This is a genomic window from Maribacter sp. BPC-D8 (assembly GCF_035207705.1).
GTDB lineage: Bacteria > Bacteroidota > Bacteroidia > Flavobacteriales > Flavobacteriaceae > Maribacter.
On the sequence record NZ_CP128187.1, the window covers coordinates 1,638,589 to 1,657,629 of the forward strand.

The window sequence follows — 19,041 nt, forward strand, 5'->3', positions numbered from 1 at the left end:
ATACACAATGTATTTGCACCATAATTACTAGTGTTCGCTTCATTTGTCTTATTGCTCCTTCTTACCTACTTCTATATTTGTTGTGTTAAAATCTGTTAAAAAGGTTTACAACAAATAACAACTTAAAACTTAATTAATTATGACTAAACTCAAAATGACATTCATTGCATTGATTGCAATGTTAGGGCAATTTGCCTACTCACAAACATCGACCGTAAGCGGTGTTGTTTCTGATGAAACCGGAGCCCCCCTTCCAGGAGCCTCAGTGGTGGTATCAGGTACGACAAACGGTTCTCAAACCGATTTTGATGGAAACTTTGCACTAGCTAATGTTCCTTCAGACGGAACTTTAACTATTAGCTACATCGGTTATCAAACACAAAAGGTGCAAGTAAATGGTCAATCATCGATCAATATAGCTATGGAAATAGATGCCCAGGCTTTAGACGAGGTTGTGGTAGTTGGTTATGGTGCTCAAAGTAGGGCTGCGGTAACCGGTGCAATATCCAGTGTTAAATCTGAAGATCTAAATGCAGTACCAGTTGCGAATGCTACCGAAGCATTACAAGGTAGAGCTGCAGGTATTTCTGTAGTAAATACAGGCGCACCAGGTTCCGAACCTTCTATTACGATTAGAGGTTTAGGTACTTTCGGTAACAACTCCCCTCTTTTCGTAGTTGACGGAGTAATAGTTGGCAACCTTTCCGGTATCAACCAAAATGATATTGAAACTATCAACGTACTTAAAGATGCTTCTACAACTGCAGTATATGGTGCACAAGGTTCTAACGGGGTTATTCTCGTTACTACTAAAAAAGGTAAAAGCGGTAAGACTCAATTATCGTTCAATGCCCATACTGGTTTTCAACAGAATACACAGCGATATGATGTGTTGAATACCGAACAATACCTGCAATATGCCAATGAGGCTTTTGGTATCGTACCAAACACACCATCATCTACATCTGGTGTAAACACGAACTGGCAAGATGAAATTTATACTTCGGGACTTATTAGAAGCTACGATATGGCTGCTTCTGGTGGTAGTGATACTAGCAACTTTAGAATATCTGGTGGATATTTTGAAAGAGAAGGTATCATTATTGAAACAGGATTTCAGAGATATTCTTTTAGAGCTAATAGCGATTTTACATTCGGTAAATTGAAATTGGGACAAAACTTATCCGTGAACTTTAACAAACAGAACTCTGATAGAGTAGAATTTGGTCAACGTTCTCTTTTAGAGCATGCTATTAAAGCAGCACCGTATTTATCTGTATATAACCCTAATAACCTAGGTGGTTTTCAAGGACCTAACAGTGCCGGTGACGGACAAGATGCCGAAAACCCTGTTAGAATATTAAAGCATGGTGATGCCGTTAATAATACATTTGCATTAGTAGGTAACATTTTTGCTGAATACGCTATTGTAGATGGACTAACATTTAAATCGCAAGTAGGTCTAGATTATTATAAAGGTACTAGTAATAATTTTATACCATCTTATAACGACGATAGCTTAGGTGGTACCCACCAACAAGCTTTTGCTGCAATTACCAAGAACACTTCTGCAGGTCAAACTATCATTTTTACCAATAGCTTAAACTATAACAAAACTATAGCTGATGTTCATAATTTCGAAGCATTGTTATTAGCTGAAAAGTTCGAAAGTCAAGGTACCAGTTTAAACGCAAATAGTCGAAACACAGTATCAGATAATATAAATGAACTATCTAATGAAGATTCAAGTTTACAAAGTACTTCATTCGAATATAACAGATTAGGTTTCTTAGGAAGGTTAAATTATAACTATGATGACAAATATATCGCTGCGGTATCTTTAAGACGTGATGCTTCTTCTAAATTCGGTGCTAACAATCGTTGGGGATGGTTTTCTTCTTATGCTTTAGGTTGGAATATTGCTAAAGAAAATTTCTTGGTTGATTCTAACGTAAGCACCTTGAAATTAAGAGGTAGTTTAGGGTATTCTGGAAATGATAGAATCTCTAACTATTTATATAGTGCAACATTGGTCAATGATTTCCTTTACCCGATCGCCGGTTCTAATGCCGTTGGTACTACAGCATTCGGCTTGGCAAATCCTGACTTAAAATGGGAGGAAACAAGACAATTGAATGTTGGTCTTGATTTTGGGTTTGCAAACGATAAATTTACAGCTGCCCTTGAATACTACGAAAACCAAAGTGATGATTTATTGATTAGGGTACCTACTTCTACCTCTTTAGGTATTAACGAAGGTAGCCAAGTTAGAAACGTAGGTGCGGTAGAAACTACAGGTTTTGAATTAAGCTTAGGCTACAATGATTTCGAAGGTGATTTTAAATGGTCCGCTAATTTAAACTTATCTACAAGTTCAAACGAAGCAATTTCTTTAGGTGGTGTTGATGAACTAAATGGAGGAACTTTTGAATCACAACAAATTACAAGAGTTGTTGAGGGAGAATCATTATTTCACTTTTTCGGATTAGTTACCGATGGTATCTATCAAAACCAAGCTGAAGTAGACGCGGTGTTTACAGCGAATCCTGGTCAAACTACAGTACAACCTGGCGATATTAGATTTAAGGATTTAAACAATGATGGCGACATCACTTCTGAAGATAGAGATATCATTGGTAATCCACTTCCAGACTTAACATATGGTCTAAACCTAAGTGCAGATTACAAAAACTGGGATTTCAACATGTTCTGGACAGGTATCTATGGTAGAGACCTTTACAATACCAATATTTATGATTTAGAAGGTATGCCTAGATTATTCAACGCTGGTGTTGCTGTATTGGATAGATGGACTCCAACTAACCCTTCTACTACAATACCGAGAGCTGCTGGAGCTCCACAGAACATTCAATTATCTGATCGTTTTGTAGAAGATGGTTCTTTCTCTAGACTTAAAAACTTAACTATTGGGTACACACTACCAAATGACGCTTTTGGCCAAGAATTATTTTCTAAGTTTAGAATATATGTAAGTGGTCAGAACTTGATTACCATTACAGATTACTCTGGTTTAGATCCTGAAGTAGGTAGTGGTGATTTATTCGAATTTGGTATCGATAGAGGTGCCTACCCACAGCCTAAGACCTATTTAATGGGGTTACAAGTATCATTTTAATTGCTAAAAAAAAAGAAATATGAAAACAACAAAAATAATTTTTTCAATGTTTACGCTCTTCACCGCAATGGTGATTATAAACGGGTGTAGTGAAAATGACCTGGAGCTAGTCAATCCTAACGGATTGTCTCCAGAGACATTTTTCAAGACCGAAGCTCAAGTGCAATCATCCGTAAATGCGGTATATGCGAACTTGCAGACAAGAGGTCTGTACTCTAGACACATGTTCTTCTCTCAAGACAACATGTCTCATGAGAATGATGGGAACCCACAACTAGAGGCTGACAAAAGACAGTATTTAGACTTCTCTTTTGACTCAAGTCACGGACCAATAGCAGATTATTGGGAAAGCTGCTTTAGAGGTATCAACAAAGCAAATTTTGTAATAGGCAACGAAGAAGCTATTAATGCAATTGAAGAATCTTTGGTAAGCAATACCATTAAGCAAAAGTTTATTGGTGAAGCAAGATTCTTACGTGCACTTTTTAACTTCTTATTGGTTACTAGATTTGGCGATATGCCTTTAATTACAGAAATACCTACAACTACCGAGGGTATTGCTAAATCTTCTGCTGATGATGTTTATGCCTTAATTATTTCAGACCTACAGTCTGCGTCTACTACTTTACTTGATAAAAGTGAAGAAGCTAATGGCAGAGCTACCAAAGGAGCAGCAATTGCTCTTTTAGGGAAGGTATATTTATTTAGAGGAGAACATACTTTAGCCTTGGCTGAATTTAATAAGCTTTCGGGTTACTCATTGGAACCGAACTTCTTTGACAACTTCACAGAAGAAACGGAACATGGTGTAGAGTCTATTTTTGAAATAGAGTACGATGATGCTTTAGGAACTGGTGCTCAATGGAATTCATCTGTGACTGGTGCAGGACCAAACGAAGCAACTTTTAGAGGACAAGAATATGGCTTTAATGATTGGTTCAACGTTTTTCCTTCAGATGATCTTTTAGATGAATATGAAGCAGGAGATACTAGATATGCTGATACATTCTATTCTGTAGGTGACACCTTCGGTGGTGGCGTAGTTACAGCAGAAATGCTAACTGCAGGAGATGAAAGACGTGCTGGCTGGAAAAAATATCAGAACTACTACAAAGATGCCAATGAAGACCAAGAATCTGGTATCAACTTTAACTACTTACGTTATGCCGATGTTCTTTTAATGATGGCTGAATGTGAAAATGAAGTAGGTACACAAGATGATGCTGTAGACCTTATTAACGAAGTTCGCGAAAGAGCTAGTCTTACCGACCTACCATACGGACTTTCTAAAGCTGCAGTTTTTGAAGCTATCGTTCATGAAAGAAAAGTTGAATTAGCTGGTGAGCAAGTTCGTTACAACGACATTCTAAGATGGAACTTAGTATCTACCGAATTAGCGGGTACTAATTTTCAAGTTGGTAAAAACGAATTATGGCCAATACCGGATAGAGAAATAACATCTAATGAAAATGTAACTGCTGCAGATCAGAATCCTGGTTTTTAAGATAATATTGTTAAGTTAGTTTAGTTGAATTCCATTAAGCAGCATGTGCAGTCATGCTGCTTTTTTAATACTATTATTTTATGTTACTTTTAAAATATATAAAACTTAAAAAATGAAACTATCAATTGTGCTTAGACCATTAATCTGTTCTATAGGTTTATTGGCATTCATCAATTGTTCTAAAAAAATAGAACCGGTTGACAGCAAAATATTCTCAAGTTTAGCTGCTAGTAAAACCGGTATCGATTTCAGTAACATACTTACTGAAAATGATTCTTTAAATTACTTCACCTATTCGTATTTATATATGGGTGGCGGTGTTGCTACTGGCGACATCAATAATGACGGACTTTTAGACCTTTTCTTCACAGGCAATCAAGTAGAGAACAAATTATACCTCAATAAAGGAAACCTTCAGTTTGAAGATATTTCTGAGAAATCTGGTGTTGCTGGTGATGATCGCTGGTATACTGGTGTAACCATGGCAGACGTAAATGGCGATGGGTATTTAGATATCTATTGCTCCGTTGGCGGCAAATTCACACCAAAAGAAAATCAATTATATATAAATAATACCGACGGCACCTTTACTGAAAAAGCCAAAGAATATGGTGTAGCCGATACAGGCAACAGCGTACAGGCTACTTTTTTAGATTATGATAAAGATGGCGATATAGATATGTATGTTGCCAACTACCCTCCTACCAACTTTACATCGCCTACGTTCTACTATTCCTTTAAAATGAAGAATCCAAAAGCTTCAGAGTCTGATCACTTATATAGAAATGATGGAGACAAATTTATTGACGTAACTGAAGAAGCAGGACTCACAAATTTCGGACTCACCTTAAGTGCAACGGTTGGTGATATAAATAATGACGGTTGGCCAGATCTATATGTATCCAATGATTTTAATTCTCCAGATTTCATGTACCTCAACAACCAAAACGGCACGTTCAAAGAGGTAGTAAAAGAAGCTACTGCACATACTGCATTTTATGGTATGGGTACTGATATTGCAGATATCAATAATGACGGAAACTTAGATATTTTTCAAGTTGATATGGATGCCAGAAGTAATCGAAGAAAAAAGGCAAACATGGCAAGCATGAATCCTAGTTTGTTTTGGGGTGTGGTAAATGCAGGTTTTCATTATCAATATATGCACAATTGCATGCAATTAAATTCAGGTATATACACTGATGGCATTCCGCACTTTTCTAATGTATCTAGAATAACAGGCACCTCATCGACCGACTGGAGCTGGGGACCTTTATTCGCTGACTTTGATAATGACGGCAACAAAGACCTATTTGTATCAAACGGAACTCGAAAAGAAATTAATAACAATGACTATTTCAAGAAATTAGATGATATTAAAATTGAAAAAGACACACTTTTAGAACTCAGTAAAAGCATACCCTCTGAAAAAATTGAAAACTTCATTTTTAAGAACAATGGCAATTTAGATTTTGAAATGGCTAATGACATTTGGGGAATCGACTATAAAGGATTTTCTAACGGTGTTGTTTATGCTGATTTAGATAACGACGGAGATTTAGAAATTGTAACTAATAATATCGATGACAAGGCTTCATTATTTGAGAATAAAAGTTCAGAAACTAATAATTATGTTTCAATCAAATTCACAGGTAAAAAAGGGAACACGTCTGGTTTGGGCAATAGAATTTATGTCACAACAGAAGGTGTAACCCAAGTACAAGAGCTAACCCTTTCTAGAGGCTTTCAATCATCTGTTGCTCCAGAATTACATTTTGGTGTAGGCAAACACACAAAAATTGATGAAATAAAAGTAGTATGGACAGATGGCACGGTTCAAAAATTAAATAATATAGATAGCAACCAACAATTAACCCTGTCTCCGTCAGATGCTCAAGAAAGCGAACAAGAACTGGTAGACGTAGCTAGAATATTTGAAACTGATACTACAGGAATGTTTCCTGTATTTAGACATACAGAAAACTATTATGATGACTTTGCCACCCAAATACTACTACCCCACCAAATGTCGGCATTTGGTCCGGCTTTAGCTGTCGGCGATGTAAACGGTGATGATTTAGAAGATTACTTTGTTGGTGGTTCTGTAGGTTATACCGGCAGTTTATTTTTACAAAATTCTAACGGATTTATTAAAACTGATGCTACTTTCTTAGATGACGATATATTAAGTGAAGATACTGGCGCTTTATTTTTTGACGCTGATGGCGACGGTGACAATGATTTGTATGTCGCTAGCGGCGGATATGAATTTACCGAAAACAATGAAAAATTAAAAGATAGATTATACGTCAACAATGGCGCAGGGCAATTCAGTAAAGTATCTGATGAAAACATGCCAAATCTAACCATTAGCGGCGCTAAAGTTTATAATGCAGATTTTGATAAGGACGGTGATGATGACCTATTAGTTTTGGGCAGACAAGTACCCGGTAGCTACCCTAGCCCGACAGATAGTTATATTCTAGAGAATATTAGCACTAACAATCAAGTGGCATTTCAAGTAAACGAAAAATTACAGCCAGCAGCTTTTAAAAACTTGGGCATGGCCACAAGTGCAGTTATTACAGACTATAATAATGATGGCTGGCAAGATATTATCGTTGTTGGTGAATGGATGCCGATTAGAGTATTTAAGAATAGCAAAACAGGCTTTAGCGAAGTCTCTGAAGAAATGGGCTTAACTGCCGATACCACTGGTTGGTGGTGGAGTATTGAACAAGGCGATTTTGATCAAGATGGTGATATGGACTATGTAGTGGGTAATAATGGCCTCAATTATAAATACAAAGCTACCAATGACGAAACCTTCGATATTTTCGTAAACGATTTTGACAAGGATAATAAAGAAGATATTGTACTAAGCTATTATAATGACGGTAAACAATATCCACTGCGGGGTCGTGAATGTTCTTCTCAGCAAATACCGGCAATCAAACAAAAATTCCAGAATTACGAGAGTTTTGCCGAAGCTACACTTGAAGATGTATACACAGAAAAATCTTTGGAATCTTCATTACACTACCAAGTGAAATCTTTTGCCAGTGTTTATTTAGAAAATAAAGACGGTAAATTCATAATTCATCAGCTACCAATAGAAGCTCAAATATCGAGCATCAATGAAATTATGGTAGACGATTACGATAAAGATGGTTTGCTTGATATTCTTATTGCTGGCAATCTATTAGTTTCTGAAGTAGAAACTCCAAGAAATGATGCCGGTTATGGACTACTATTAAAAGGTGATGGTACAGGAAACTTCAAAGGTATTACTGCCGACGAAAGTGGGCTATTTATACCTGGCGATGTAAAAGATGTTGAAATCATACATAACAGAAATAACCAACCTTATTTAATTGCGGCTAAAAACAACGACTACTTGCAGTTTGTAAGATGGAATTGACGAAAAGGTTATAGTAATTAAACTCTTTAAAAATAAACACTTCTAATAGCCCTAAAAGGGAGCTAAAACTTTAAAAATAATCAAATTAAGAAATTACTATCACGCTAAAGACATCTAAAACAGATTGAAATAAAAATTGAAGTTGACACTTAATATCAGAATAGACCTATTTTTAAAGATAACATACTTTAAAATAGGTTGTAAAAAAAAAACGTGTAATCAATTAAAAAAAAATGAGTAACAAAAAGCTATTTATATGGGTGTTTGCTATTTACATAATGCTGGCCTTAAAGGTTAGTGCGCAAACAAGTAATGACACCTATAATTTTGTTACTATCGATGATGGCATACCTAAGAGTGCCATCACCAAAATAATTCAAGATAAAGAAGGTCTTATTTGGATCGCCACTTATGGAGAAGGTTTGTTGAAATATAATGGTACAGATTTAAAAAAATATAAACATGATGACAATGACAACAGCTCAATAAATAACTCAATAGTCAATACCATATTTATTGACTCTAAAGATAATATTTGGGTAGGATCAAACGAAGGCTTAAATAAATACGATAAAGAATTAGACCTATTTTCTAGTATTAGAATTTCTAGAAATGAACTAACAAATAAAGATTTAGCTGTTTTTTCTATTAGTGAAGATATTAATGGGTCTATATTCATAGGCACTCCGGCACACGGTCTTTTTAGGTTAAACGTAATTGATAATTCAATTGAAGAAATAAAAGATGAAGCTGGCTCTTCAGGCACTCAATCAGTAATAAACGCTATTGTTCCTTTAAAGAATGGTGACATGCTTATAGGCTCGACCTCTGGGCTATTCAAATATGACAAAGGCTATAATGTTCTAAAACCAAAAAAAATAAGTACCGAAAATGGTATTCTTTTAAATGACTATGCCATACAATCAATAACCATTGATGACAATGAAGACATTTGGCTAGGCACCTTTACCAAGGGATTATTTAAAGTAAGTAACGAAATAGACGACCGCTATACCGCAGCGATTTTCGATTTTACCGACAAGCGTATTTTTGCAATAGAAGTATTACCCAATAATACAGTCATATGCGCTACGGAAAATGATGGGCTTTTTGTTCTAGATATGAACGGGAACCCGATTCATAATTACACCTATGACAAATCTGATCCAAAACGTATTCGTTCTAATTCTATTTGGTCAATTTTTGTGGACAATCAAGAACGCATATGGTTAGGTTATTATAATAAGGGTATTAGTGTTTACGACAAGTATTATGACAAATTCTCAGAATTAGAAAGTCTTCCGTACAACAAAAACTCCTTACAATCTCCTTCTGTTACTGGTATTATACAAGGTAGTGACCATCAACTTTGGATAGGAATGGACGGTGGCGGTATTGATAAATACAATTTAGATACTAAAGAATTCACACATCTATCTGACAATTTTATTAGTAATTCTGAAAAACTAAAAAACTTAGACGTTCAAACTATTTTCTTAGACAAACAAGAGAACCTGTGGGCAGGCACGTGGAGTTCTGGTATTTTCTACTTACCCAAAGGTGGTAAATCTTTTAAAAACTTTTCTATAGAATCAACCAACCAGGCTCTAACCTCTAATAGCGTTATCAGTTTTTCTGAAGATTCTAAAGGCACAATTTGGATAGGCACCTACTTTGGTGGTTTACATTCATACAATCCAATCAAAAAAGAATTTCAACACCACTCTAGCGATACTTTTACCTCCCCTTTAGGTAAAGAAGGTCATGTTAGAACTGTATTAGTAGACCAGCAAGACAATATATGGATCGGCGGCCCTGAGGGATTGGTTAAAGCCTATTGGTCTGATGAACAAAAACTAGAAACTAAAATTTTAAATAATTTAATTACTGAAAATTCTGCTGTTCAAGGCGCTATTAATGCCAGGTCGTTATATGAAGACAGCGCTAAAAATATTTGGTTAGGTACTTACGGCAAAGGGTTATGTAAAATTAATTTAGAAGAAAATATAATTGATTGGTATAACGCAGATGACGGTCTGTTTTTGGAAAATATCTCATCTATCATTGAAGATAATAATCAGAATATTTGGGTAAGCGGTGAAACAGGACTTGCCATGTTAGACACCAAAACCAAGAAATTTTCAAATTATAATAAAGAAGATGGTTTACTCGCAAACAACTTTAACTACAATGCCGTAACCAAAGATAAAAACGGAATTCTTTATTTTGGTAATTATGAAGGTATTGACTACTTCAACCCGAATAACATATTACAGAATACGAACAAACCATTAGTATATTTTACTGATTTGAAGATATTCAACAAATCTGTAATCCCCTCAGAAAAAGGAGCTCCACTTCAAAAAACAATATCAGAGATCGATAATCTTACCCTAAAACCCAATCAGTTTGTATTTACACTTGAGTATGCTGAAGTTAATTTCACTAGGGCGAACAACAATGAATATGCCTACTACTTAGAAGGATTTGAAGATGATTGGAATTATGTTGGAAACTCAAGAAGTGCCACCTATACTAACCTATCTGCAGGAGATTACATTTTTCATGTAAAAGCATCTAACAACGATGGAGTTTGGACTGAGAATCCGCTCGCACTACCTATAACCATACTTGCACCTTGGTGGGCGACCAACTGGGCTATTTTCGTTTATATATTATTAATTGGATCTATTATTTATTTTATTAGCTGGTTCTCAAATAAAAGAATTGAAGAAAGAAGAATTATAAAATTTGAAAGAGACCAAAGACAACAAGAAGAAATACTAAATGAAAAGAAAATCCAATTTTTCACCAATATCTCTCATGAATTTAGAACCCCACTTACGCTTATTATCAACCCAATAATAGATATTATTGAAACAAATCAGTATAAACAAAGTAAAGGTTTAAAAGAAAAACATAGAATTATCCATAGAAATGCGCAACGTCTTAAAAACCTGATAGATGAGCTAATGGATTTTAGAAAATTACATTTAAACAAGTTAATCTTAAATGCATCTAACATAAATGCTTACAAATTTATTAGAGAAATAGCAGAGCATTTTGAAGAGGAAGCATTCGAAAAAAACATTTTACTTTCTACAGAAACTGATGATAGAGAAACTAATTTTTGGGGTGACCCAGGCTTATTAGAAAAGGTAATATTTAATCTTTTGTCAAATGCCTTCAAAGCTACACCTGAAAATGGTGTAATTACTTTAGGTATATACTCCAGTCCAAACAAAATTATCTTCCCTTTAATTGACAAAGTTAAACCTCTAAGTGCTTTAGAAATAAGTATTGAGGATACTGGCTCAGGAATTAGCAAAGAAGATATTGAGCATATTTTCGAACGTTTTTATCGTGCTGCTGGCAGAAATCAACAGTATTATGGCGGTTCGGGCACAGGTATTGGGCTTGAGTTAGTACAGAGCTTTGTTGAATTGCATAAAGGTAAAGTTGAGGTAGAAAGCGAAGAAGGTGAAGGCACCAAGTTTAAACTCTACTTCCCAATGGGTAAAGAGCACTTGCAAACATCAGAACATCTTCCCATTAAAGCGTATACACCTACAGAAGAGTTGAATGAATCTCCTTTAGAAATTACAGAAAAGGCATATGAAGATACAAATCAATTCAATTTAGAAAATAAGAAAACCATACTAATAGTCGAAGATAATATTGAACTTAGAAACTACCTTAAGAATAAACTTCGAGCAAATTATTTAGTAGTTGAAGCAGAAAATGGAAAAGCCGGACTGCAAATGGCTTTAAAAGGAATTCCAGATATTATCATTACCGATGTAATTATGCCAGAAATGGACGGTTTTGAATTCTGCAAGCACATTAAAGAAGACTTAAAGACTAGTCATATTCCTGTAATCATGCTTACTGCCAAAGCCATGAGTAGCGATAAAGTTAAAGGTATAGACTCTGGTGCAGATGCTTATTTAAACAAGCCCTTTGAAATGAAAGTACTACGGTCGTATCTAAAACGACTAATAGAAAGTAGACAACAATTTTTAGAGAATAATATTAACGATAAAAATAAAATTACACTTTTAGAGAATACCACCAATATTGACAAAACCTTTATGCAAAAGGTTTTAGACTATATAAATGAAAACATTGGTGAAGCTAATTTAAATGTAGAACATTTAGCCGAAGACATGTCTTTAAGTAGAAGTCAACTGTATAGAAAAATCAAATCTATTACCGGTATGACCGCCAACGAACTAATTAGAAAAATACGTCTAGAACGCGCCAAACAAATGATTGAAAACGGTAGCGAATCTATTAGTGAAGTAGGTTTTAAGGTGGGTTTCTCTTCTGCATCTTATTTTAGTAAATGCTTTAAAAATGAATTTGGAATACTACCTACAGAGTTAAAGACCAATTCTTAACTCCGCCTAATTACCATATTCATTTACCTTCTTTCTAAACAATTCACTTTCTTCTAAATAGATTATTGATCATATCATTTTTTTCAGATAAACAAACTAGCAGTGCTTCAAAATTCTTAAGCATTGTTTCACTAGTTACAATCGTTTTTAAATCTAGATTATAATTTTCACTCACATTACATACTAATAGTCAACATCATATCTAATAATAAGATATTCCACATCAAAACAAATTTTATAAAAATAATCTTATCTTTTTTAGCCATATGGTTATTCTGTCTTTCCTGTAAAGACAAGGCATAAAGTTTTTTATCCTACTTTGGAAGAAATAGAGACTAGCAAATTAGAATATTCAGGTGATGATTACTGATATTGATATACGGTCATTTCAAAAAATACTATTAGATTCTTCATCCTTTTGAAAAAGTATGAACTCCATCTGCTGAAATTTCAACAACCTCACCATCACCACCTTCTTTATTGTTCATGATCGTGACAAAATAGCTATTATTAAAACATTTCGTTATTCTTTCTGGTTTCGTTATTCTTTCTGGTTTCGTTCTTACTTCAATGGTAAATTTAATTTCAGATTATGCAATACCACTACACCTATTAAAAGATTTACTACTAATAGCTTTTTGACTTATAGAATATAAGGGTCTAAAGTTTCAATGGTTCCGTCTGCTCGATACTTAATTTCAGCAACCTTTACAGAACGAAGATGTGTGACGCCTTTAGATAAACTTGAGTCATGATAAAAAAGATACCATTTTCCGTCAACTTCACAAATAGAGTGATGTGATGTCCACCCCACAACAGGATTCAAAATTCGCCCACTATACGTAAAAGGGCCGTAAGGGTTATCGCCAATACCGTAGCAAATAAAATGTGTGTCGCCGGTTGAATATGAAAAATAATACTTGTCTTTATACTTATGTAACCAAGCGGCTTCAAAAAAACGACGGTCATTATCGCCTGCCAAAAGCAAATCACCGTTTTCGTCTATAATTTCTATAGCTTTTGGTTTTTCTTCAAACTCTAATAAATCATCTGTCATTTTTGCAACATAAGGGAGCAATGCCGCTTCATGTTCTTCTGGAATAAATGCAGTTGGACTATCTGGTTGGCTTGCATTATATTCTCCATCTCTCCATCGTTGTAATTGGCCGCCCCAAAGACCGCCAAAATACATGTAATAACTTCCGTCATCATCTTTGAATACAGCTGGATCAATAGAGAAACTACCTTTAATAGCTTCTGGTTGTGCCTTAAAAGGACCTATAGGTGAGTTGCTTGTAGCTACTCCTATTCTAAAGATACCATCATGTGCTTTCGCGGGAAAGAATAAATAATAAGTACCATCTTTTTCATTAGCATCTGGCGCCCACATTTGTTCTTTAGCCCAAGCTACATCATCAACATGTAATGCCACTCCATTATCTACTGCTTCGCTATCTATGGAATCCATAGAGATAACATGATAATCTTCCATTGCAAAATGGCTTCCTAGATCATCAAAAGCTTCACCAGCATCAACATCATGGGATGGATAAATATAAATTTTTCCATTAAAAACATGAGCAGAAGGGTCTGCTGTGTAAATGTTTGAAATTAATGGCTGTGAAATAGCGTTCTTATTTAGTTCATCAAAATTGATATTTTCGATACTTTCTTCAGGCATAATAGTATTTTTTGAAAAGATTAACTTGCTCTTCGTTCTTTTAATTCAGCTTCAATTTGCACTTCCATTTTCTTATTGATTTCATAAAAGAAAAGTAAACCAACTCCTATTAAAAAAGGAATTGCCGGAAATACACTCACTAGCATTTTAGTACCTGTAATGGCACTTGCAGTTTGCTCTGGTAGACTTGCGTCATAGCCGTAATTAGATAAAATGGAAGCTAAAAGTGCGGACCCAATACTTAAACCTCCTTTTAAACCCACCATCATTGCAGAGAAAATAATAGCTGTTGCTCTACGGTTGGTTTTCCATTCAGAATAATCTGCAACATCTGCAATCATAGCCCATAGTAATGGAATGGTGATTCCATAGAAAAAACCGTGTAAAATTTGTGATAGGAACATTAATTCTACTGAAGTTGAAGAGAAAAAATAAAATAGTAGTATAAATAATGTGGAAAGAAATAGAAATAACATGAATACATCTCTTTTCCCATATTTATCAGCTAATTTTTTTGATAGACCAATACCAACAATCATAAAAATAATTCCACCAGCATTAAACAAACCAAACCCAGCAGATACTGGATCTTCACCAAAGAAGTTAATACCTATGCTTGACAGAAAATCTAAAAAAGGACTTATAAAACTTGTCAATCTATCTGCGTCTACATAGTTTTTAAAATAATACACATAAGAACCACCTTTCATAGCTAGTGTTACAAAAACTAGTGTTGTAACGATCAAAATTATTACCCAAGGCTTATTCTTAAATAAATCTGATAGATCTTCTTTAATACTTGATTTTTGTTCTGGCTTAGGAACAATACGCTCACGTGTAGTAAAGAAAGTAATCAATAACATAATGGTTCCTATAATGGCAAGCCATGTCATGACTATTTCTATCCCAACCGCTTTATCTCCTCCTCCTGCAGATTCAATGATTGGTAACATAAATACCTGCACAAAGAATTGTGCAAACATTACAGCAACGAAGCGATAGGCAGAAATACTATTTCGCTCTCCCATGTCACCCGTAATTACGCCGCTTAAAGCAGAATAAGGTAAGTTGTTTGCGGCATAAAGCAAAAGTAATAATGTATAGGTAACAACGGCATAAATGACTTTTCCTTTATACTCGAAATCTGGTGTACTAAAAGCTAAAAGAGCAACAACACCCAAAGGTATCGCCGTCCATAAAATCCATGGTCTAAACTTTCCCCATTTAGAATTTGTTCTATCTGCAATAGCTCCAATAATAGGATTAAAACCAAATGCAGCAACCAGGCCAACTGTTAGTATAATTGCTGAAGCATGATTTGCTTCAAGACCGTAGATATCAGTATAGAAAAAGGCTAAATAAGTGACTAAAGTTTGAAAGACCAAGTTGGCTGCCAAGTCACCTAAAGCGTATCCTACTTTTTCTTTTACTGAGAGTTTTTGAGAGTTTGAACTCATAAGTTGGTATGTTATTTACTGGTTAAGAAAAAGTTTAATTTTTTTCCTTTAAATCAATTACCGCTTGGTAAGCTTTCTTCGGAAGGTATTGTCTATCAAATAAAAGCGGATGATTGGTACGACCATTAATAGGCCAACTATTCAACCAAGATTGCCCGTCTTGCACGCCCCAAAAAGTAACGCGGCTAATTTTATCTTTATGTTTCAAAAAGAGTTTAAAAATATCTTCGTAGCGCTCTGCTAATTTTATCTGAACTGAATCGGGCATACCATTAGGGTATGGATTCATAGTTGGATCACCTTCATACTGTTCGTAGCTCTGCTCAACGGCCGCACCATTCAAATCCCAAGGGTTTGGCAAGGCGGTAACATCCAATTCTGTAAACATCACTTTTACGCCAAGCTCTGAGTACGCTATTATACTATTCTCAATGTCTTCAATTGAAGGTCCCAATAAACTCCAATGTGCTTGCATGCCAACCCCATCAATCTTTGCTCCACTTTCTTGTAACTTTTTGACTAATCGAACAACTCCTGCACGTTTTTCTGGCTTCCAAAGATTATAATCATTATATACAAGTTGTGCATCTGGATCTGCTTTTGCTGCTTCTTTAAATGCCAACTCCAAATAGCTATCACCCATTACATTATAAAAATTAGATTCACGCAAAGTTCCATCTTCATTCAGGGCTTCGTTTACAACATCCCATGTATCAATCTTACCCTTGTACTGTTTTACAATGGTGCTAATGTGTTCTTTTAAAATTGTTGCCATTTCAGTACTATCTTTCACTTGATTCATCCACTCGGCCAATTGGCTGTGCCAAACTAAGGCATGACCTACCACATGCATATTATTATCATTACCTAATGCAACATATTTATCTGCTGTATCGAAATAGAACGTATCTCGTTGTGGGTGAATATACATCCACTTCATTACATTTTCAGGAGTAATAGTATTGAATTGCTCTTTAAGTAGTTTTATGCCTAAAGTATCAGTACCATCAATATGCCCATCGTTTACAGCTGCGCCTATATAAAAATCGTCTTTAAAAACCATTTGTAAAGAGACTTTTTCTTTCTTATTTTCTTGCTTTTTCTCGGGCTGGTCTTGACAGTTTATGAAGAGAAATGAAAGAAAAAGTAAACTGAATAATTCTAGTGATTTTTTTTGCATAGGAAGCTTATAATTAATGATAAATTCAGAAATAAATTAATACAAACATTTTTAATGATTTTATAGTTTAAAGATATTTTTATGGTGGTTAGCTTCGTAGTACTAATGATGCAATAAGTAGAAGAAATGACGCATTTAAGAGCGTTATTGCTATTATAATTAGTTTCAAAGGGAAAAAATTAAATTTCTAATACCCTATTCAATTGAGGCTTTTTAAATTATAAATTTTTTCGAATTTTAATTATCCCAACATTCAGCAAACGACATCTAATTTAATTTTAGTTAAATACCATTTATTTTACCCTAATCGTTTCGATGGTTACAAAATCAAAAAAAAAAAAAAAAACAAGAACGATATTCAACTGTTGAATAGAAACGAGCTTACCTCTATTTTTAGCTGTAGAAATTTCTGCTATATATGTGGGCGCCAAAATTAAGGCCGCTCCGAATGCTAAACCGCCTAACATTCTAGCCAAGTATAGCATTTCATAAGAAATTGAATACGCCGATAGCAATGCTGATAGCAATGCTGATAAGACATAGCTTATGGCTACATATAAAAGTATTTTTTTTCTTCCAAAAAAATCACTTAACCTACCAGCCAGCAACATGGAAAACATGGCTGCGAATGAAGGCGAGCTTACCACCCAACCCGATTGTAAAGCGTCTAAGTTATACTCTGGGTTAACATACGACATTACCCCTGATATAATACCTGCATCAAAGCCGAATAAAAATCCACCTAGTGATACTACAAAAGCTATAAATATCGATTTTTTCATATGTTTTATTCGAATGGATATTTTAATCCTATAGAAGTCCTAATTTTATCGAGCAATCCAATTACATTTAAACTGTCACTCAATGCCCACAATTTGTTCTCTCTAGCATTTGACATCAAATGGTCTTGACACGATATAATCTCATGGGCAAATCCTTTACCAATGGTCGGTTTTGAAAAATCAACTTTTTCACCTTCTTTAATGATGCTATACCCTTGTGCTTCGTGCCAAATTCTATCAATATGAATTTCTCCCTTAGTACCATAAATTCTAGCAATCATATCGCTTTCATGACAAAATCCGGTATAGAGCATTGCTTGTGCATGATCATAGTTAAATATCGCCGATGTTTGAATATCAGCACCAGTTTCATGAAACTGAGCAGATGCTTTAATATCATTAGGTATGCCTAAAAGCAGATATGCCAAAAACACAGGATACGGCCCCATATCTAACAAGGCACCACCGGCCAAAGCCATATTCAAGTTGCGCCCATGTTCATCTTCCAAATTCTGAGGAAAAGAAAAATCAGCTTTAATATGGACAATATCGCCAATTACGCCTTGAGCTATTTTTTCTTTAATTTCTACTATAGAAGGGTTGAATCTAGTCCAAAACGCTTCCATCAGATATACCTTATTGGCTTTGGAAGCCTCAATCATCGATTTTACCTGTGCCGCATTTACAGCCAAAGGCTTTTCGCAGAGCACATGCTTACCATGGTTCATGGCAGCAATACTTAGTTCGGCATGTGAATCGTGTGGGGTAGCAATGTAAACAATATCAACATCAGGATCTTTGAATAAGGCATCATACGAATCATAATTTTTTATGGCACCGTACTTTTTAGCGAACGCTTCTGATTTTTCTTTTGAGCGAGATGCAACGGCATATATAGTAGCTTGCTCCACTAGCGACAAGTCTTCACAAAATTGATGTGCAATATTACCCAAACCAACAATACCCCACTTAATATCTCTAGTCATCATTTTCTATTTATTATAGTTTTAACGGCGGCTTCAATAGCTTCCGCATTTAGTCCGTATTTGTAAATTAATTCACTTGTAGTTCTGCTCTCACCTAAGCCTTCAAAATAATTATGTTCTTTAAACTTACCCCACATCTTTTTTTAGCGATAAACCTTAAGATGGATTTGCCTAAATGATACTACCTGTTATATGGTATTTATTCTGCCAAAAAAAAATCGCATGAATAATAATTGCGCTCTCGAGTTCTTAAAAAACAACCAAATTTTTTCCATCAGCTACATTAATCAAAGAAGCCTTTACCTGTAAACTGTCAACATCTAATTCGATATGAAACAAATTGTATGCAATTAACTTAAAGGGTAGACAAATCTAATTGGCTAATAAGAAATCGGGTAGTAAATATGAAGCAGATGATATTAAAAATGAAGCGAATGGATATTGAAAATACCTTGAAGCATTATAGAATACTAAGCAAAAAGATAAAAATGAGC

Annotated in this window: 9 protein-coding genes; 4 read left to right on the forward strand and 5 right to left on the reverse strand. The window is 34.9% G+C overall.

The window, feature by feature from the left end; genetic code table 11:
• The first annotated feature begins 139 nt into the window (after positions 1 to 139).
• From QSV08_RS07455 to QSV08_RS07470, 4 genes are all read left to right on the forward strand, one after another.
• Complete coding sequence (locus QSV08_RS07455) at positions 140 to 3,136, forward strand: SusC/RagA family TonB-linked outer membrane protein (protein ID WP_324027770.1); 2,997 nt, start codon at positions 140 to 142, stop codon at positions 3,134 to 3,136.
• A gap of 19 nt (positions 3,137 to 3,155) precedes the next feature.
• Entirely contained in the window at positions 3,156 to 4,640 is a 1,485-nt protein-coding gene (locus tag QSV08_RS07460) for a RagB/SusD family nutrient uptake outer membrane protein (protein WP_324027771.1), read from the forward strand.
• A gap of 112 nt (positions 4,641 to 4,752) precedes the next feature.
• Positions 4,753 to 8,061: a VCBS repeat-containing protein gene (locus QSV08_RS07465; RefSeq protein WP_324027772.1), complete on the forward strand. Its 3,309-nt coding sequence runs from the start codon at positions 4,753 to 4,755 to the stop codon at positions 8,059 to 8,061.
• A gap of 233 nt (positions 8,062 to 8,294) precedes the next feature.
• Positions 8,295 to 12,461: a two-component regulator propeller domain-containing protein gene (locus QSV08_RS07470; protein WP_324027773.1), complete on the forward strand. Its 4,167-nt coding sequence runs from the start codon at positions 8,295 to 8,297 to the stop codon at positions 12,459 to 12,461.
• A 643-nt stretch (positions 12,462 to 13,104) separates the two neighbouring features.
• Here the strand turns inward: QSV08_RS07470 and QSV08_RS07475 are convergent.
• The 5 genes from QSV08_RS07475 to QSV08_RS07495 all read right to left on the reverse strand — a co-directional run bounded on the left by QSV08_RS07475 (position 13,105) and on the right by QSV08_RS07495 (position 18,550).
• Positions 13,105 to 14,142, reverse strand: coding sequence for a glycoside hydrolase family 43 protein (locus QSV08_RS07475; RefSeq protein ID WP_324027774.1), 1,038 nt, complete (start codon positions 14,140 to 14,142; stop codon positions 13,105 to 13,107).
• A 20-nt stretch (positions 14,143 to 14,162) separates the two neighbouring features.
• On the reverse strand, positions 14,163 to 15,599 hold the full coding sequence (locus QSV08_RS07480; protein WP_324027775.1) for an MFS transporter: 1,437 nt from the start codon (positions 15,597 to 15,599) through the stop codon (positions 14,163 to 14,165).
• Positions 15,600 to 15,633: 34 nt separating this feature from the next.
• A complete protein-coding gene (locus QSV08_RS07485; RefSeq protein WP_324027776.1) occupies positions 15,634 to 16,779 on the reverse strand; it encodes an endo-1,4-beta-xylanase in 1,146 nt (381 codons plus the stop codon).
• A 293-nt stretch (positions 16,780 to 17,072) separates the two neighbouring features.
• Complete coding sequence (locus tag QSV08_RS07490; RefSeq protein WP_324027777.1) at positions 17,073 to 17,561, reverse strand: MFS transporter; 489 nt, start codon at positions 17,559 to 17,561, stop codon at positions 17,073 to 17,075.
• Positions 17,562 to 17,566: 5 nt separating this feature from the next.
• Positions 17,567 to 18,550, reverse strand: coding sequence for a Gfo/Idh/MocA family protein (locus QSV08_RS07495; RefSeq protein ID WP_324027778.1), 984 nt, complete (start codon positions 18,548 to 18,550; stop codon positions 17,567 to 17,569).
• Between the last annotated feature and the right edge of the window lie 491 nt (positions 18,551 to 19,041).